The organism is Niastella sp. sgz303648, assembly GCF_059587045.1.
Map to the genome: position 1 here is coordinate 459,749 of NZ_JCAPSW010000001.1, position 21,189 is coordinate 480,937.

General features: G+C 44.7%; 5 protein-coding genes. All 5 read right to left on the reverse strand.

Annotated features, from left to right (window positions below):
• The 5 genes from AC59IL_RS01655 to AC59IL_RS01675 all read right to left on the reverse strand — a co-directional run bounded on the left by AC59IL_RS01655 (window position 1) and on the right by AC59IL_RS01675 (window position 21,105).
• Complete coding sequence (locus AC59IL_RS01655; RefSeq protein WP_496550326.1) at window positions 1–8,667, reverse strand: RHS repeat-associated core domain-containing protein; 8,667 nt, start codon at window positions 8,665–8,667, stop codon at window positions 1–3.
• A gap of 75 nt (window positions 8,668–8,742) precedes the next feature.
• Entirely contained in the window at window positions 8,743–9,489 is a 747-nt protein-coding gene (locus AC59IL_RS01660) for a LolA3 family protein (RefSeq protein ID WP_496550327.1), read from the reverse strand.
• A gap of 63 nt (window positions 9,490–9,552) precedes the next feature.
• On the reverse strand, window positions 9,553–17,556 hold the full coding sequence (locus tag AC59IL_RS01665; protein ID WP_496550328.1) for a PA14 domain-containing protein: 8,004 nt from the start codon (window positions 17,554–17,556) through the stop codon (window positions 9,553–9,555).
• Between the two features lie 73 nt (window positions 17,557–17,629).
• Entirely contained in the window at window positions 17,630–18,733 is a 1,104-nt protein-coding gene (locus AC59IL_RS01670; protein ID WP_496550329.1) for a hypothetical protein, read from the reverse strand.
• An 11-nt stretch (window positions 18,734–18,744) separates the two neighbouring features.
• Entirely contained in the window at window positions 18,745–21,105 is a 2,361-nt protein-coding gene (locus AC59IL_RS01675) for a hypothetical protein (RefSeq protein ID WP_496550330.1), read from the reverse strand.
• Between the last annotated feature and the right edge of the window lie 84 nt (window positions 21,106–21,189).

Consider the following 21,189-nt stretch of genomic DNA (forward strand, 5'->3'; position numbering starts at 1 on the left):
TTAACCGCCTGCTTTTTCGTCTTTTACACTATTTTGCTCCTTCTTCTTTATTGATGGAATATAATTAGGTGCATTCTGCATAAAATCTAATCGTTTAGGTGTTTTAATTTCCTGAGGAATAGGATTATATTTTTTGAAAATTTTTATTCCGATATCATAAATTTCCTGATTATCAGAATTATTAACACCAGATAATACAACGTTCATTATACTAGATAGATCTTTCGTATTCAAGTATTTTGGATCAATTAAGCCTTCACTTGCAGCATTAATCACATTATTCGCAGCCTTACTAAACTTATTCTTAACTTGATCTAAAACAACATCCCTTTCACCTTCAATCGAATAATTTATATATCCCTGCACCACAACAATTGCCGCATTTACTATAAGAATTCCTTTGGCTGCAGATCTCGTTGATCCTGAAGGAGGAGTATATGGCAACTCCATAGGATTACCATTTATATCTTTGCTGGTAGGAAGCCTCGCAAGTTCAGCAAGTGGGTCTGATAAATTATCAGCAATTTCTGTGGGATTATAGCCTGGGGGCAATGGACACACGGGAGCATCAAGTGGTTTGCCATTGTTTGTTAGTGAAAAAGCAGCAATTTCTGTTGAAATGGCATTGCTCATTTGAGTTTGGCCGTTTTTGTCTGTCCATACTCTAACGCCCCCCAATGCTTCATTTGCATTACGATAGTTATTTCGAGCAATTTCACCTAAATTATCTACATTTAATAAGATACGACCATTGTAAACAGATATCTTAGCTTTATCACCTCTTAAATATTCAAGTCCATCTAAATCAATTCCATCAATCGGTCTATTACTTGAAAACTGATATGGCGTTAACATTGAATACTCTTTTGTAATTGGATCCACACTCAAAAACCGCCCCAACCTCGGATCATATATCCTCATCCCATAATCCTGCTGAATCCCCTCTCCCTTCACCTCATTATCATTCTCCTTACCATTAAACCCATATCTATATCCGCTCACATTATAGCTTCTTCCCACCTGCAACATCCCAAACGGATAATAATCCTGTGCACTCACTACCTGCGGATTGAAATAATCAACGGTGCTGTCGTTGGAGGAAACCCCCAACTTTTTATCATTCACAGTTACCAGCACATTGCCCAAATGGTTGCTTAGTTCAAAGAGCTTATTGCCTCTGGCAAAGGTAAAGGTATATCCTTTGTTCAACAATGGCATGGTGGTATCATTAGTCACAAATGCACCAGCTACATCGGTACTGCTTCTTAGCATCCCCAGACGACTACTGCCATACACATGTAGCTCGGTTTGAGAAAGATGACCACTGTTTACGGAATCGTTACCGGATGAGTACACACTCATCACATTGCCCTGCGCATCCCTTACGTACCAGGTAGTAACCCCCTGGCCCCATGAAGGGGGAATTACAGTTTTGCTTATGCGGTTGCCGCTTGCATCGTAGGTATACGAAATATTAGTGCCGTCGCTTTTAATGATCCGACTGATCTTTCCATATACCGTCCAGCTGATGCTGGTGATTTTTTCTGCGCTGTCTTTTATTAAATTACCAATGGGATCATAGGTATAGTTACCGGCTGACTGATTATCAATATCTACATCATAATTTCCTGCTGGCACTGTATCATTCACATGATCCAGCCGGTTGGTGCCCATTACATAACTATAAGTAAGGCTATCCATGCCCAGCGGCTTGCCAGCGAAGGTGTTGTTTCCATTTCGTTTGTATCCTAAGATGTTGCCGTTTGCATCATAGCTTACGCGTTCCTGGAAGTCGTTTAGTTTGGCAATGTTACTCCATGCACTACCTGTTTTATGCCAGGCATCCATGGCGACCAGTCTGTTCAACTGATCATACTGATAATTGTATAGCATAGGGTTGTTCAATGCCCCGATATTCACCGCCATGCTGCTGATGTTACCATTATACAACGGCCTGTAGTCACTACCAAAAGTAGTTGTATCCAACCCTGCATCCTGTGGCGTGACCCCGCTAATGGCGAGATAGTCGCCATTGAAATAATTCAGCATTACATTATAAGCTGACTTACCCACTATGCTTCCTGAACTACCATCTGCTTTTAAAGTATATCCTGTTCCGTTATACACATCTGGGTTGATCGACTTCATCCATCCCTGCAGGTTATACGCATAGTTTATGCCCTGTACCTGCTGCTCGCCTAATATGGTTCGGGCCAGCGGTCCGTGATCGTAATATTGGTAGTAAGCGTCGTTATCCCAGTTGATGCTATCAGCACTGGTGAGCACATTGGTAATGCGGTTTTCGGCATCATAAATGTATCTGTGATAAAATGCATCGCGCTGACCAGACTGGTAACTTACCTGATTTACCTTGCCACTTACGAGATCATAGTCGTATACGATTTTCTTAAAGCGGTTGCCGTTGGCCTGCATTGTACCAAACTGGTAATCCTGCAGCAGCGTATCTACATTGCCCAGAATATCATAACTGTAATAGGTGCTGGCAGCTGCAGAATCTCTGCTTAATTCAAATGCCGTGTTGTACAAACAGCTTCTTGATACCCGGTTACGCAGGTTGCGCGCTATTATAAACGGTTGTACCGGCGTATATTCCTGATCATATACGGTTCTGGTAATTTGCTCTGCAGTTGAGGCTGCGTTGCTCAGCCATGTATTCAGCAATGATTGATTCCGGCTGACACTATCTGCAATGCCTGTACTGCTGCTTAATTGTCCTACTTCAGTAATACGGCCTATAACATCAAACTTCGTATAACTGTATTGCGTACTATCTTTTTGTTTTGCATTCTGCGACACGCTCAGTCTTCCTAATCTATCGTACCAGAAAAGGCTGCTGCCTCCATCAGGTGTATGTTGCGCTACTACCTGGTTCAATGTGTTATAGCGATAATCGGTAACCAACATATGCTGTGGCAACAATTCGGTTCCGGCTGCGCGGGCCAGTCTTACCTGTGCGGTATCGGCTTCATGCACTCCGGCTGGTGGTACGGTGCGTATCAAGTTTCCGGCCTGGTCGTAATAATATAAAGTATAGTGATATTCTCTTTTCGGATGGGTTACGGTAAACGCTTCGTAGCGATATGCCTGTAAACATTTGGCGATATAATTTTCTTCAAAAGCGCCAGTCAATGAATCGCTGTAAACTTTATACAGTTCGGTGCCTTTACTTACCGCAAAGAATGTGCTGTCGGTACAGGTGCCGATATAGTCAACACTTGCCGGCGGAAACACGGGATCTGATTTGCCGCAAAGCCGTGGTCCTTCATAATCGTTGAAACAGGTGCCGTTACCCGGACAGCTTATTACAGAGTCGTGTGTAATAATCAATGGTACAGACGCCATTGTCATATCGGTATATGCGGGCGTAACAAACTGACTGCTTTCAATAGCCCAGTCAATGCGGGTCATTGTGGGATTGGTGGTTCCCAGGTCGATGGTGTTGTCGTAGCAGGCATTGCCCGGATGCAGCACCAGCATCATCATCTGATCGTTGTTATCGCCTGCTATCGCAAAGCTGCTGTCGCTTTTTTGTATGATACGTCCAACGGTTTGCGTGCCGGGGAAGGCCGTTTCGGTTACCCACATTACCGAACCTGATGCATTTACGCGTTGCCATATTATGTGAGATCCGCCATTACCTTTTTGTGCAACGATATATCCGCCGTCGGAAGTGGGAAATACAGCTGATGCCTCCATTTTGGTGCTTCCATCGGGTATATTGAAGCGCTGGTACGACAATACATCGCCTGCATTCGATACATTGATCACCGATACCTGTTCATTGGTGGTGCTCAGCTTGTCGGCATTATTCACCATGATCAGGTAGCCATTCGATGTAGGATAAATATCCCTGAACCAGCAGCTGGTGTTCGACGCATTATCGGCATAATGCCAGTAATTCAGCAAATCTCCATCGTTTTTATTCACCTTGTATACAACACCATAATATCTGTCGCCGAGGTTGTGGTCGTAGGCGGCACCGGTTACCAGCAGGGTATCATTCTGCTGCAATAAGCCATAGGAAGGTGCACCATCATAACTAAGCGAATCGGCTCCGGGTGTTATACATTCAAAACTGTTGTTCTGTAAACGGCTGGTACCAAAACGATGCACCCAGTTGATGGTACCATCGGCCTGCAGGCGGGTTAGCAAAAACTCGCCATGGCCTGTATGCTGATTAAATATACCCAACGCCGCATAACCGCCATCGGTGGTTTGTATAATATCGTATCCGCGCTCGCCATTGGGCGTACCAAAGCCGATCGTTTTTTTCCAGGCGGTATCACCGCTTGCATTGGTTTTTACTACCCATATGGCGCCGTTTGCATAGTGACCCGATTTGGTGGTACCAATGGCTATATACCCGTTATCGGCAGTACGTTTTATCCTGGTAAAATAATCATCGCTACCTCCGCCATATCTTTTTGCCCATTGTATAGTACCCAGGCTGTCGGTTTTAACAATCACGCCATCCCGTATGGGATTATTATCAATGGTTAATCCTGTGTAACCCGTCATTACATAACCGCCATCGGGCGTTGTTTGTATATCTTCCAGTTTACCGGGTTCGTTCGATAAAAACAGGTTGCCGATATGGCCGTCGATACATACCGTGGTGTTGCTGATGCTTTCTGCCGAATCGGCGCATTGTTTCATGAACTGCAGGTATTCCCAGGCCTGCAGCGAATAACCAAGCCGGTTATTCATATAATTCTGAAAGAGTGTGTTGCGTTTTGTTTGTATGGTATCATTAGCATCTGCCAATGCAGGGGTATCAACCGGGTATTGCTGCAGGTAACTTTGATACAAATCGCTTACCACTGTACAGGAAGTACATACTTCTCCTGCATTACACTGAAATGCAGGCGGCAGGTATATGGGCTGGCTCAAATAGGTACATACATTACCCGATTCGCCGGGTATTTTTGCATTGGTACACAATTCGCGCAACGTTCGCAGATCGCTGTCGGTCATGGTAACGCCCTGCGTTAATTTTACATAAGCTGAAAATGTCACGAACCGTAAGCGGCTGTTTTTATACTTCTTATACAGGTCGGTAATAATTCCGCACTCGCAATCAGAGGGTTTGGTGTATACCGGTTTGTTATAATATACCGGTTGTTTGTCGTAAGGCGCCGGAGCGGTGATTAGTTCGGCATTGCATTCAAGCTCATTGGTAATATTGTGCGAGCTGTTGTAAGCGCTGATGATTTCCTGAAAACTGTGATAGCCCTGGTAAGTAACACCTGCAGGCAAACTGCTTGCACCAAAAGGATGATCGATATCGCAGGCCTGGCGGCAAAGCCCCTTCAGCAAGGGTAAAATGGTATCGCGCAAAGCTGCATTGGTATAAGAGCAGGGCGATAACTCTGCAGCCCACTGGTTGGCCATAGCGGCACAGGTGCTATCGTAATACGCATTCAGCTGTTGTTGCCCTTCGATTTTAGCCTGTGACACTTTACCGGGATCACTGGCATAATCGAGTCCGTTTTCACTGATCACAGTTTTGGTGTCTTCGGTAAATTGCGGATGATGTCCATTTTTTACCAGTTGGGCGCGGGTAGGCATCGTTGTATAGGCCGGGTTGGCAGGCGTGCAGCCAACCGGATGATTTACCAGGTCGTTAATAATTTCCTGTTTGGCGTTCAGATACATTTGTCTGAAACTTTGCCAGGCCATATCGAGATCGCCATCGCACCAGGTAGTATCGAAATTATGCGTCTGGTCGGCATTGTAATAATTTACGCAAGGCGCATTCCCCGAATCGCATTTTACCACAATATTGGCCATGCTCCACATGTTCACTGTTGGCCCATTTTGCAATTTCATGTAATCGGTCAGCTTTTTCTCAAGCTCGGCCTTTCTTTCGGGTAGCGTAATTAACGGATCAAGGTTATTTGTATTTATTTGATATGCATTAAATGGATACCCGGTATTGCCGGTTGGGTTCAGATAACCCGCCGCCCGTGCATCGCGGAAATTACTTACTGCTTCCATCTTACGGTCCCACACATTGCTTGCCCTTACCGATTCCAGCATTTTGAACTTACAATATTCGGGGTGATAAGGCAGCAATGCGTCTGCCCAGGATGTACGGAAGTTTTGAATAAACTCATTCATGTTCAAGGTATTCGGGTCTACCATCATATCATTTTTCATGTCATACACTTTGTCGGACTGGCCAACAACGTCGAGGTAGTGCACATTCCCAAGCCTGAATACCGGTACATAATAAAGCGTATCCCTGGGATCTACATAAAAAATAGAATAGACGTCGATATTTTCTTTTACAGGATTTGCATATTGTCCGTAAGGGGGCGTCATGTCCTGTAACATAGCCGAGCGAATATCATTATCGGCCGATGCGCTATCGCCGCAAATGGCGTCGCAGTCTTTCAGTGCATTCTGATATGCCAGGGCTATTTGCGTGCTATAAGCTGCAGTATCTGCAGAGGATATGCCTGCTTTGGTAATAAAATTATTTCTGAAGTGGTCGAAGGTGCCTACACTATCGCGACAAGTTTTACAATCGGGCAAGCATTCTGTGCTGGTTTGTGCAATGAGCGTGCGTTGCTCATTGATAAAATCCTGAACAGATTTACAGGTATTATTGGGCAGGTATACGCTATCCCTGTAATAAACATAGGCATCGCGGTTTACCGTTAGCTGTTTGGTTATCTGATAGCTACCTTCATTCAGGAACAGGGAGAAACTCAGGTTCATAGGTGAAGGAGAGCAGGTGTTGGGTATAGCGCCGAACGAAAAATTATGAATTACCGTATCAAAGGCTTTGCTACCAGGCAGCAACTGGTTATTACAGTTATCGGTTATGGTTATCTGCAGATCGTACAGGCAGGTATAACATATATTCTGCGTGTCGCAACTTTTTTCAGTAATGGAAGTAGGATCTAACCGGTAATTGAAGTTAAACGTGTCGGCCATGGGCACTACCAGCGATTTCTGGTTCACCATACTCCAGTTTTGCAGGAAGCGTGACCCAGAATCGGCCAGATTTTCGGTGATCATGGTTTTCACATTCGAAGGCAATGTAGCCATACCTGCAGGGGCATAGCCTGTAAGGGCTGTAGCGATGGTACGGCCATGCATATCTACATAGCTCACACTGTACTGACCGTTGGCATCGCGTACCATATTTTTAAAGTAGTGCGAAAAGTGGCCTACATCCGTTCCAAATAGGGCATCCAGTTCTTTTTGATCGGGTGTGCCATAAAAATATTTGGTTTCGTGCCTGCTGCCCAACTGGTGATCGGGTCCTACCCCGCCCTGCCGGCTGATGCGGCCGGTGGCGTCCTGCGTATATTCGGTTTCTGTAAAAGGATAATTTTGCGCATCGGGTATGAACTGGTTGATCCCTGTTTTTTTGTTGGGATTGTTGGGAGAATAATACAGGCTGGCCCCCGAATCGGCGCTCATCGGCGTGGCATGCACCGAACAATATAGATCGGGACTGTACAAAGAGTCGTAGTTACTCTGGTCGTATTCCTTATTATTAATATTTACATTGAAATTATCTCTGTACTGAATAATATTTTTCAGTGAAGGGGCCGGCATTACCTGTATGGCAGGCCTTCCCTGGTAATCGTAAAAAGTTTCGGCAACAATGGTATTATTGGTGGTATTGTCTTTGGTTATGGTTTGGCGGCTCTTCAAGCTACCATCGAAATATTGAACCACTACTTTCCTTTTTCCTTCTTCGGCAAAACTGATGTTCGACTGCCAGTTCAGCGGCCGTTCATGACCGGTAAACTGATATTGCCCCATTACCGATGTGGAAGCATCTGAGCTCCATATGGCGGTTATTACCGAATTGGCTTTTCCCAGTTGCACCGGCCTTACTCTTATAAATAAGGTACCTGAATTGTCGTAAATAAGCGGAATGTTATAGGAGTTGCCAGTAGCGGTTACCCGGGTAGCATTGTGATAAAAGATCAATGCAGGATTGAGCGGGCTGCCATATTTATTGGCGGCCAATGCGCTGCTATCAATATAAGTCCACTCCACATCGTACTGATCGGCTCCGCGTATGGCCGTCCAGGTTACCGGTAATTCATCGGCTTTGGGATCAGTCGACGGCGATACGGTAATATTGGAAATCGTATTGGTACAGGAGAAAACATATTTTGGTTTGGCTGTTAACTGGTTTTCTACCATCAGTACAGATGCTACATCCCATGTTGCACCGTGTTTATCTACCGACAATATTTTAACAGTTACCCGGCGTCCGCCATTAAACACAAAACTGTTTCGGGCATTGTAAGGGTGCGCCGAATCGTAATTAATGGTAAATGATTTATCGATCGAATCTATTGCAGACCCATTGCTGTAAATGATGCGCAACTGAACGGTGGCCGTGAAAGCAGTTCGCAGGTATAATGGCGATGCCTCATTTATTTTCAGCGTAATTACATTCTGCACCGAATACCCCGTATCGAGGTTGCCGATGGATGCAGCATTAAAGAATGCGGAATCTTCTACCGTGCGGGAAGAATCTGCATGCAATTGATTTTTGCTGCCATCGAGAATAGCTCTTGCAACAACGCCTCCGCCGTCGCCTGCACGTGCTATAACCCCGGTACAAATAAAGCCGATCAGTAGTAATATGCGGTAAAAGGAATGGGTCTGCATTTGAATCTTATTTTATGCCCCTTTCATTTTTTTAATTGCTGAAAAAGGTTCGCTGGGTTAATTCTTTGGATAAGGTTACAGTTTTGATGAGGCCAGAAATATCCGGTAATCTTTATATTGTTCCGATGGCTCATATTTTCCTTTCCCAAGGCGCGTAAAATACCGGCCCTCATCAAACAACGCGTCGGTAAACTGCCCCTGCCGGTACTGGCTAAACACAATTTCTATGCGCCCTTCAGGTTGGTACTGTCCGTTATTGCCGGGCTGCATGAGCTGATCTTTTTCAACCAGGCCTGCGGTATATAATTCATACACTACCTTCTGAAAATAGCCGGTCGATTCGTTGATGAGCATCGTCATACTCTTATACGTTTGCCCTGGTGGAAAGATGATATTCAGCGTAGCAATGCCTTTATTACGTGTCACCCGTGTTTGAACCCCGTTTAAATGTGTCAGCACCGAGTCGAGCATGTTCACAGGGTCGGTAAACTGCGTTGCTTTGGGGGTTGACAGATAAATTAGTTTTTCATCTTTTATTACCTGAATGGTGTACTTATCATTGGTAATCGTTTCCATCTCTTCGAGCAGAAACCGCATACGGTCTTTGTCCATGGCCACTTCGCCCGACATGGTATCGATATAATTATCCGGCTGATTTTTATTGGCATACCGGTATAGTATGTGAAAGCTCAGATAACCGGCAGACTTATATGCCTGTTGCGCTTTTTCCATAAACTGTTTTACGCCTGTGGTATCGGCCGCTGATGTAAATGCACTTATCAAAAGGCAGCCCATAAACATCATTAAAAAAATCTTTTTCATATCTCCTATATTAATTGAACCTCACTTTTTCATTTCACATTTTTAATTTCTTATTCTTCATTTCTATTGATCTTCCTTCAACAATGCACTTCGTGTTTCCTTAATTGTTTGTACGCCGCGTTCTGTTTCTTTCTTCAGACGAACCAGCGTTCCATCATCGTCGTATTCGTAAAAAGTGGCATAGTTGTTTTCATCCAGCTCAGCCATCAGCCGCAGGTTTACCGCATTGTACACATACGATTTCATTTGTGCATTGTAGGGATGAATGCGGATATCGTCGAAATAAGTAGTGGCCGAATCGGATGCCTGCAGGGTTATGGTCATTTGCGATGCATTGGCCGGTATATCTACCACGCCCTCGTATCGCTGCCAGCCTTCAACAAGGTTACCTGAAGGGCTCAATTGTATTGAAGTCACATTACCATTCGCAACAAAACCAATCAGTATATGATTGCGGGTGTAACTTTTACAAAGGCAGCTATTATCTTCTTTTACCCAACCGCCAACAACCACCCGTTTTCCGGCTATAGGAGCAAAATTTGGCAGAATGGTGTTTTTTGAAGCGAGCATCCCTTTGAGTTTTGCACCACAGTTGTCAGACATCTGTGCAGCTGTTAATTGCGCATTAACTGAATCGGCAGCCGGTTGCAGGGTAACTCCTATGCTCGTCAGGCTATCCTGGTCAACCTTTAAACTGTATAACCCTGTATGCGCCTGTACTGTAGTGAAATCAGCCGCATAAGCCGAGAAATCGAAAGGCCGGGCAACAGGGCAATACATATCACAGTTGTTTGTTTCGAAGCCATAGTCTTCAAAGCCATCATAAGCGCCTTCCTGAAAATGACTGTTTTGCAATACAGCCGTTGGCAGCGTTAAACCATATCCATACAAACCGGCGTTATAGCGGCCGAGCGGATCTTTATTTTCCAGTTCAAATCCTTTCCGGTTAAACATAGTGGTTTGACTGTTCCATACCCAACGGGTGGTGTCGTACGACGGAACCCAGCGGTTGTTCTGCAATACCCAAAAAGGTGCAAAATCTTTTATCGTACCATTGGTGCGGGTATTTACAGGTTGCAACGGATCAGATTCCATCCGGCGGCCATAATATACATAGCTGCGCACGGGACGGTAGTTACCCAATATACCATACAGATAAGGATTTACGGTAGTATCGGTGATGGCGCTGTAGCATAAAGGACTATTGATATCGGTGCACTGTATGGTAGAGTTGTAGGTGAGCACCGCCCCAAAAGTATCTACCGGTGGTGGCGGTACCACATAGGTTACTTCGATCACCGGTCTTTTTGCAGCATCGGCGTATCGTTGCGAATAATACGTTGAATAATAATTTCCGTATCCGCTTTGCAGGTAACCGGGTATACCTGATGTCGTATCTACATTAACATGAAAATCTCTTGATCCCTGCGTTAGTATAAACGACCTGGAAAAATAAGTGCCGTTGCGAAGTCCTTCGACGTAATCTTTTACATCGATGGTATCATTCTGAAATGGCACCGTTCTTTTGCTTTCCCTGTGCCAAACGCTGTTGAGCGCTTCGCTATGGAATGTATCTAACGGCACTTTGGGGAACCAGCCGGGTTCGGCCAGCGATACGCTCATTGTATCTATAGGATTTACCGAATTGGCATTTGGCCACAGCGTACCATAATGCCCGCGCTGATCGGCCTGTAAAAGAAGATGCGCCGATAAAATACTGGCTGCGCCGGGTATCTGATTCAAATCATTGAACCGCATGATCGAAATGGCATTGCGGTCGTATCCGCCCAAATCGAGATTGGTTTCTACCAGCAGGCGATCCGAAACAGAATCTATGATGGTAAGCGAATCTCTGAAAGACGGGCAATTTTGGGCAGACAGCAGACTCGCTGAAAAATCAGGCGCAATGCGTACAGTCACTGTATCGGGTTGCGGTATTACTACGTTTGGTTTTTTAAATATGACCCCTTCAGATGTACATGTGCTGGAGGTCATTTCATAGAAGGATTGGCTGGAAGCTGCACGACGAACAAGGTCTATTTCAACACTACCGATCCGGCATTTATATATTGCACCTGTAGGATCAGTAGAAAGTGGTTTGAAATAGCTATTTAGATTATCCTGTAAAATAGGACAGTCACTTACATTAATATTAGCTGCACTCACCAGTTGCCCTATCGTTTTCTTTCCAAAAAAACCTTTTATAAACAATTTATTCGATGCAATGAGATAATCAAAGAACGGCTTCATGCATGAGCAGGCTTCGGCCTCAAACCTGGCACTATCAACAGATGTAGGAACACAACTTTTATCAAGATCTGTTTTTCGTTTATCTGCCACCTTCCAGTATTGCTGCAATTCACCGGCATCGGCACTGATTACGCGGGTAGTGGAATCAAATACAAGGCGATAATTCCCCCCGGCATCTTTAACCAGCGGGCTACGCAGTGACGCCACAGATCCTACTGCGCCATTTATGTTTCGACGGCCCGAACGCACCACTTTCACAGTTACATCGTTACCGGAGAAGGGCATTCCATTCTTATCAACCAAAAACAATTGTTGATTGCCGCCCTTTACCGTATTGGAATCTATCACCCATAATTTATAGGCATCCGGAAAACTTGCATAGGAATTGGTTGAACAGCCGTTTGTACTAATTGTTTCTTTACTGTATGCCAGCAGTTCGTCACCGGCAGTCAAATACAGGGTATCAAGTCCGTTTGTTCCATCGGTTATTTTACCGTTCCTTACCTGCAGATGGTTAATAATGGCGTCAATGTTTTTGTACGCAGGCTCAATACCCCGGTAAATCCAATGCGACGGATAGCTGAACTGGTAAACAGGATCATTGAATTCATTTTGCGTTCTTATTAGTAACGGATCGCCGGTTTCGGCATCGTACATCATATTTTTTGAAGACACCTTGCTGCCTTTTTCAATATGCACCACACTGTCGATGATGCCATACCGGTATATTATTTTGGTCATAGCAGCCGAACGGAACTGGTTCGTTTCCTTTTGGAACATGTTCCACACGGTGGGAACTATAGCAGGCCATCCGCCCACTTCAAACAGATCGGTATTTAAATTGATGTTAGCGCCGATAGATACCGAAGTCTGGTCGCGCATATCGGCCATCAGTTCCACGTCTTTACCAATGGTAGCAGCTGTGTCAATATTTCCGTAAGGATCGATGGTGGTAACCTTATTGTTCAGGTGTTGAAACTGCACCGACCCGTTATCTACCCTGTAATAATTTTCGGTATATGAAATCGGATGAACCGAATCGGTTTCAGCATAAGTTGCTTCCGACCGCAATTTTCCATTCATATCATTGAGCTCAACTTTAAACCCCTGCGAAATGGTCAGATAGCTTTTAGCATCTATGCGAAGGAAGTTTCTAAGCAAAGGCTTATATCTTTTTTTGGTATCATTATCAAACATCGACCAGTCCCAGGTAGTGGGGAAATCATAGGATGTATAGAACTTTGACTCGGCATAGCCGTTGGCCGAACGGGTTTTATCGGCATGAATGCTTCGTACCCGCACTTTGCTATACCCTATTGAAGCACCGGGGAAGAATGCTTCGCCCAATGGTTCTTCACTGTACTGGGCTGCAGAGGGGCCTAATATTGAAACACGGTCCTGGTATTCAATCGGGAGGTGAAAAGGATTTTCTTCTGCGCCGATAACGGGTTCCCAGGCAGCCACGCCGCTGCTGATGCGGACAGGCTTTCCATTTACATTTTGCCAGGTGGTATAATCATAATTTTGTCCGTATACCGTTTCCTTTTTCTTTGTCATAGCATTCCAATGATCATAGATCAGAACGCTTTTTACCCGCAACCCGCCACCATATTTTTTAAGCGTAGGGCAATTCAAACGTACATACGAACGGGAAGGTGTAGTATGAGCCACCCAGTTCTTTAATCTCGCAGTTTTATTAAAGCCATTTACCACATTGATTATGTCGCCCAGTTTAGGAGCAAACATCCGTATCAACTGAAAAAAGTTGAGATCGTCGCCAGGCTCCGAATCTTTATAAGCCTTAGAGGGCAGGTTCAACCGCAGATAATTTATAGCGGCCTGTGCAAGTGGGCTTAATGATCCGCCGCCATTGCCATCGTTGTTCACGCCGGCTATTTTAATCCATATAACATTCGGGTCGCTGGTAAAGCCATACCAGTTACCGGCAGCAAAATCGGGCTCAGCATAGCACGGTACATATTCAGAGCCTCTTCCATAATTATCGGTAGGCGGCATTTCGACCAGTATTCTGAAATACAATTTGCGCAATCCTTCGAGGTACCGGGCATACAACTCCTCTTTTGTGTTTACTGCTACAGGCACTTTAACATATGCATACAGGTAATCGGTTATGCCAAGGGTTAAATTAGCGGAAGAATATAGCCTGTCGCCATCGGGGCCGGAAGTTCCTGATCCAAAGCCTGTAAGCTCCATCATTTGAGTGCTGCGCCTGTTTTGCACGTACGCATAATCATCACTTTCATACTTCACTTTTATTCGGCCGCCGGATGGTAGTTTTATCGAATCCATGGTCCATGCGCCAGCATTGCCTGCAGCCAGTGCGCTATCCTGTAAAGCATATGAATAATCTGCATTATTCAACGGATTAGCCGTTGTAGCGCCGGGGTTTTGAGCCGGATTTTTATAGGTGCCCCATTTATCGGTAGCATTGGTTGTGTACCGGGGATTGTTATTATGATAATAAAATACATATGGATTAAGCTTACCTTTTTCATTGCCATTATAGGTAAACCAAATCTTTTTCAATGTTAACTTGCCCGAATCATTACTTAAGTTATACCTGGTGTGATTAACGCCCCGGCACAGTTCGTAGCTGTATTCAAAATGAACGGTTTTAACAGGTGTGGCATTTGACCCATGCGCTAAAAAGTCGGCTTTTGAATACAGATCGATCTGTTTCAGGCAAAAAGCTTTTCCATTATTTACCTTATCCCCTTTTTCACTGATCTCAAGCAGGTCTTCGCGGTGCTGCAGGGTAAACGTAGCAATCATGGTTTTTGATTCAATGGAATGCAGGTACCACATCTCTTTTTTACCACTGATATAATGCGCTTTATCATCGCGATTATATGTTTTCAATCCTTCATTGTAATTGGCGCTGTCGCTATATGGCGCCCGCCATTCAAACGGGCTGGCAATGCCGGCGCTTTTTGAATAATTAAACTTTACGGCGTCGCCAGGGTCATCGTCGCTGATGCCATTACCCGTTGCATCAACATAATCGGGCGACAAAATTCCGGTTAGTAAAAATGAGTGGGCATAGGCGGGTATTTCCTGCCGGCTGTAATAGCCTTGTTTACCGCTGTTATTTTGTGTACTATTTTCCTGGTCAGAAAAGGCGGTCATACCGCTTTGGGTATTTTCACGCCCGTTTTTTTCAACAGAAAAGCTTACTTCTTTCTGTACAATATTATATACCGGTATGCCATACACGTACCGGCGGCCGTCGGGGTTTAACACGTCTACTTCGGAAATATGACTGCTTTTACGGAAGTTGTTCACCCTGTCTTCGCGGGTAATTACATCATCTACAATAGCCGTATCAACAAATTTGGGAGGGTACAGGTATATTCCGTCAACTACATCATGATGTTCTTTTTCAAAAAGATGATTGGATTGATCAGGTCTCAACCATGCCAGGTGCATTGTGGCCTTTCCTCCGTACTCAAAGTATTCTAACCGTACCTTATAAAAATGGTCTTTTATCAGATTGAGGTTAACAGTACTCCAACCTCCATCGTAAAAGGGCGGCCGCCATTGGTTAATTACCAAACTATCATTGATCCATAAGCGGTATCCATCATCACCTCTTATGCCAAAGCCATAGGTTCCGGTCACCGGTGCTTTTATGCGTCCCAGCCAGCGGCCTGAAAAATTATCAACCGGTAAGTCAGAATAGGGGCTTCCATATTCCCAGTTATGAAATAAATCCGTTTCTAACCCGGGAGCATCTCTATAACCTCCTTTCAACTGGTTATTGTAATAGTAATAAGCCAGCAAACCTGTTCCTACACCGCCATTATCCTCTACTGAAAAATCATCACAATGACGTGGACTGAACTGGTTTATTTCATGGTGATAAATGTATTTATCCAACCCTATAACAGACGCTTCGGTTGCCGTGAGGTATGAAATTACCTGCGACCGTTTGTCGCGCAGGGTTCGAACAGCGTTTGAAGTATTAAGATCAATACTTCCTACTTTACCCTTGTTATTATACCGGTTAAGGGTATTGGAAGCCAATATGGTTGAACTGCTTCTGCTGCTTTGTGATAAAGCAGGCGCCACCACATCATCGCCACCAATGGCATCATAAAAAGCGGTTGTGTTAATGGCTTTTTCTGCCGGGTTTCTGAAATAAGCCGCTTCAAAAAGCCCTTCGCTGTTGCGAAAATTAATTGTATTACCCATCACATTTTCCGACTCCCACGGACCGGTTTGCGTATAAGAGTAATTTGCATTGAGGTCAACGCCGCCATGCACCGCATCGCCCAATCCAATATCAATGCTGGCTGCTTCAGTTGTAGTTTTGCTTCGTATGCGGTGATCGGCAATAAACCCGATATCACCTCGGTATGGTCTGAAGCTTCCTCCCGTACCTTCACCCGAAACAGAAAATACGTCGTAGGTGTAGGAAGGCACTGCTATATGCGGAATAGCCGGTTTTTCGCGGTAAAACAATTCCTTTTCACGGTTAAAGTCGGTCAACGCATCCCGGTTACCTACCATATTCTGATAATTAAGGTATCCAAACACCGGCATAGCTACAGACGTATCGGCATCTGCCACATATTCTTTGCCCCCATATCCACTAATGTACGCATCAGGATGAAAGCCCTTTACTTCATATCCCAGTTTAACCGTGAGGCTGAAATTATAATTCGTCATGGGCATAGTAATGGTGGGCGAGTAGGTAGGCCATGCAAATGAAATATCTCCAAAGCTATGCGATGCACCCGCATTCCCCTCTTCTCCTTTTTTCGTTTGCCAACGGTTGCCGTTAAGTCCTAATTGTAAAGATTTAAGGCCGGTCCTTGAATTATATGGAGCTGCTATGCGCACGCCTACACCGCCTCCGGCATCATCATTGCCATTATGCCATTTGTATAAGGCCGATAAACTGGGATTTACAGATATCCCGGTTTGTGAATTATTGGTTACAGACAATCCTGCGCTCAGGTTACCAAATGATTTTGAGCCGGCATTTATAGAAGCATTTAATGATCGCTCAACACCCCAGCCATTATAGGTATTATGAAAGATGCCGTAACTGGCGCCAATAGTTACTCCGGCACTAACCGTATCTGTGGTGCCACTGGGTGTTTTAGAAAGACCAAATAATTCAAAATCGGCGCCAAGTGTTACTCCCCAGTTCTTATTCGGCTTGATAGATGAAACCTGCCTCATAGTATCCGTTCCCCCATTAAAATCATCCGGTACCCCACGCATATTTCGTGTTATAGAACCGGGGTTGATATTCCAGCCGAGACCGACCCAGCTTGCTTCTTCATCCATGGTAATGCCACTGTGATAAGCAATGTTCACGGGATAACCGCCTACATCAAGTAACGGAATGTTGTAGCTGAAGTCGCCGGTGAACAGGTCGACCATGTTGTTGCTGTTAACCGATTGAAACGATTGGGATTCGGGTTGGGTGGGGCCCCCGATGAAACGACGTCCGGCCTCCCCCTGGCCCCCTCCGGTGGAGGGGGAATTGGCATCACCCTCAGAAATATGATCACTCCCCGCTGTGAAGAACTCATCCTTCAAACTCAAACTATTTTCCTTTATTTCATTTTCATCCCGCTTCGTTAATAGCTGTTGGCTGATTTCAGGAGAAACAGCAACGCTTCCAATACTACTTTTTCTGCTATTACCACTAAAAGAAGAAAAAAATCTCACCGGTTCTCCTTTATAGAAGGCGATGCGTTCAGCAATGGTTAACTGAACAAACAGGATACTTACCAGGAATAAGGCTATATGCTTCTGATACCTTAAAGCTAAACTCAATATCATAGTTCGGGGATGTTAATAGTTGTACATTTTGCCGTTTCATCCCGCCTTTGCGGGATCGATTGACGATTCACGATCAACGATTCACGGTAAACTTTACCGTCCAGCTTTCATTGCGGCTGTTGGTAAACCTGAACAGGTAAACTTTATTTTCTACCAGTTTTTTGTTTTTCTTTAATGGCACCTGCAACAGGTTGGTTCCGTATTGTAAAGTCAGCTCGCCCTCCTGTACTACCGGGTTACCGGCTTCTTCAATGCTGCTGATACTATATTTTATCAGTGTATCAGCCGCCGCATTGTTGTAGGTTATCCGCAACACATTTCCGGCTGTTGCAATGGACGCATCCTGTGCACGTTTTACTTCTACATAAGGATCTTCTTTTACCGGCTGGCTATTTGGTTTCATCGCCGTTACTTTAAACGTCCATATATCACTCATGGCTACAGCCTTTCCGCTATTCATGGCCACTACACGCCATGCATATACACGAGCCGTGTCGAGCGATTTTCCGGAGGCCGGATAGTTCCAGTACAGGCTTTTCGTATATACGGCATTGTTCACCGGAATGTTTTGCTGTACAGCATCAGCCTTACCCTGACCAGGCAATACTTCTACAATGATCATTGCATAAGCGAGATCGTTGAATAAACCTACGGGCGTAGGCGGCAGCCAGGTGAATTGCGGATAAGGCGTGAGCAGCTTATCTTCATTGGCCGGTGTATTCAGCAATGGCGGGCTTAGCGGATCTACATTTACCTGAATGCAATTTTCTACCAATGTGTTGTTTATCTTTTCAACATTCGCAATGGTGTAACAGGCCTGGTACCGACCGGCCGGCAACATGCCGTTCGGGTCCATATCTATCCGCGAAGCAGGAATACTGTATGCATACTGAACAGGTCCCAGATCACGGGCCTGCAACTGGCGCGCTCCCTTACCAAGCGAAACGGGCGCTGAAACTGCTGTTAATACCGGTTGATTGTTTTGCACATCGAGCAAAACAAGGTTCACCCTGGCAAGCACATTGGTGCTACCCGAATTAACCAGCACCATATTCCATAACTGGTTCTTCAACAAAACACCTGTGGGAGGAACCTGAAGCGTCATACTCACCTGGGCATATGTTATATGAAACATAGCCGGCAGCAGCAAACAAAAGAGTAGCCATTTTTTATGCATAGTTAACCTGTTCAAAAAGTTTTAAAATAAGTAACCCGGCCTGTGTTATTCGGTACCAGTTGTTTATTCATGCCTGGAATAAATCCTTTTTCTGCCGAGAATTGTACCTGTCCGAACCGGGGGATCTGCACAGTTGTTTCTGCCGAATAGCCCAGTTGTTCTATATCGAATACAGTTTGACGATTGTACTTAACACCTGCGCCTACCATCAGGTATTTATTGAGGTTATATAAACCTTTTCCTTCGAGCGTATATAATTTGTAATCCTGGTTAAAGGCGCCTGATGCATTTGTTTGCACGGTAAGCTGCTGCCAGAAAACAGCATGACTAAATAACAGGTTCTTTGTATTGAAGTATACAAATCCAGAATCTGACGAGCGATTGTAAAATTGTGTATACACGACCGCAGAGCTCATCATTAAATGATGATAACTGTAAGAATGCGTAACATTACCGGTAAGCGTATAAAACAAGTTCTCTTTGTATTGGCCGTCGCCCAACTTCGTGATCTGGCTGCTGGGAAAATATCCAGCTGAAATAACCGGCCATCTGGCCCTGCGCCAGGTTGCCTGTATACTTTTAAAGACAGTGGTGCTTTTATATTGACTTCCGATAAACGGATTACTGAAATCATTGGTATTGGCCGATAGCGCAACGGTTAACTGACGTTTAAAAAACAATTGCTGAACAGCTGCACTCCAGGCTGTTTGCTCCGATCCATCGGTAAAAGTGCTGAACGATTGAAAATTAGCGCCCAGCCGTTTAAATGTTCCCCGTACAGTTGTTTGCGTTTTTGGAAAGAAGGCATCCGTTTTTAATGAGTACGCCTCATTGTGGCGGTTACTCATTTCGAGCATCTGCGAAGACAAACTGCTTTTACCCGCTGAATCACGTGCATATACCGGGTATGATGACTTGGCCACTTCGGCAGTTACTGTAATATTATCAGTAAGCCGGTAGGTTCCTTCAATGGTAAGGCCCATTAAAGCCGATGAAGGCACCTGTACTTGTTGAGAATCTACAGTCCCTGCATTGTATAACTGACGCCGGCCGCCAAACCAGGTAAAAATTATATTATTGCCGTCTTTTAACCCTCTGCCATATCGCAATACGGTAAGGTATTGTTTGGATTGCCCGCTGTTTTTCACAATAAAATCACGGAACCGGTAGTCGACGGTTCCTGCCGCTACTGCATAATACGCCGATGGATTGTATTCAACCTGCGCTCCGTTAACAGTAATATTTTTGGCCGATAACTCAGAATAATTCACCACGCTGCGTCCAATGCCGAACGACCGAACGGCCATTAACGTTTTATAACCTTTGGGCAATATGGAATCACCAATATGATGCGCTTCCATAATTTCCTTTAGCCTGGCCGGGTTCTTAGCCTGTTCAATGTCGCGGCAAACCTTATTCACAGTTTCCTGCGATTGATGATTAACAGTCTTTATCATTAGCTGCAACGTGGCTATGCGTGTACGTAACGAATCTGCCTGTTGCTTTTTTTCTTTATATTCTGCTTCAATATTCGTACTGTCTAACCCCAGGTGCGACAGGGCTGAATCACCAATCTGTTTATAATCCGGCACCTTCCCTGCTTTAGAGAGGAAGCCGGTATCCCATTTGTTCGAAGCAATTTTTGCCAGTGAATCACGCATTGCCTTTTCCCTCGCTTCGACCAGCTTTTGCAATAGTCCCGGGTTCTTTACCCATGCTTCGAGCGACCGAAGTTTTTTCAAAGCAGCATCCAGTTCATTTTTCAAACTGTCGGGCGCGGTGGGCGAAGGCAAAGAAGCCATGAACCGTTCACGCACCTGTGTTTTTATTTTTTGAGTGAACTGTGTATTGTTATAATTGAGGTTCAGATCAGAAAAGTTTCGAAACAGGTGCGAGTTGCTGAACCTGTTGGTAAGATACACGCGCATGGGGTACTGACCCTTTACCGTAATATCCAGGTACGTTTGAATCGTATGCTGGTAAATGTTTTGTTCATTATAGGGTGTATCGATATTCGAATAATAGTTTATATTATACATTACGTTACCATGCACCTGTAAAAAAGGAATGCGCTGCGGTTTCACCGGTTCTACAACTTTTTTAACAGGTTCAAGTATCACCGGCACATAAACATATGCCCATATTGGTACTTTTATAACCGTTTTACAATCGTGGTGCTTCAGAAAATACGTAGTTGGCTCATCATCTGTTATGGCAGGCGTTGAATCAGCAACCAAACCAGGAACCTTTGTATCGGACTGGTGAATAGCTTCACCAACCGGTGATGCCCCGGGAATACGATGAATTATGTTGTTTTTTGACGAAACAACTGAGTCTTTCAACGATTCAATTTTATTTTGAGCAGATGACATAACGGTTTTGACCGGCCGGCTGATAGCCGACCTGTTGATCTGGTTGTATGCTGTTAACCAACTGCACACCATGATTAATATGGT

What these genes read in the sequence shown, in the direction of transcription:
- AC59IL_RS01655 (WP_496550326.1), bottom strand. Translation starts at nt 8,667, where the DNA reads ATGCAGACCCATTCCTTTTACCGCATATTACTACTGATCGGCTTTATT.
- AC59IL_RS01660 (WP_496550327.1), bottom strand. Translation starts at nt 9,489, where the DNA reads ATGAAAAAGATTTTTTTAATGATGTTTATGGGCTGCCTTTTGATAAGT.
- AC59IL_RS01665 (WP_496550328.1), bottom strand. Translation starts at nt 17,556, where the DNA reads ATGATATTGAGTTTAGCTTTAAGGTATCAGAAGCATATAGCCTTATTC.
- AC59IL_RS01670 (WP_496550329.1), bottom strand. Translation starts at nt 18,733, where the DNA reads ATGCATAAAAAATGGCTACTCTTTTGTTTGCTGCTGCCGGCTATGTTT.
- AC59IL_RS01675 (WP_496550330.1), bottom strand. Translation starts at nt 21,105, where the DNA reads ATGTCATCTGCTCAAAATAAAATTGAATCGTTGAAAGACTCAGTTGTT.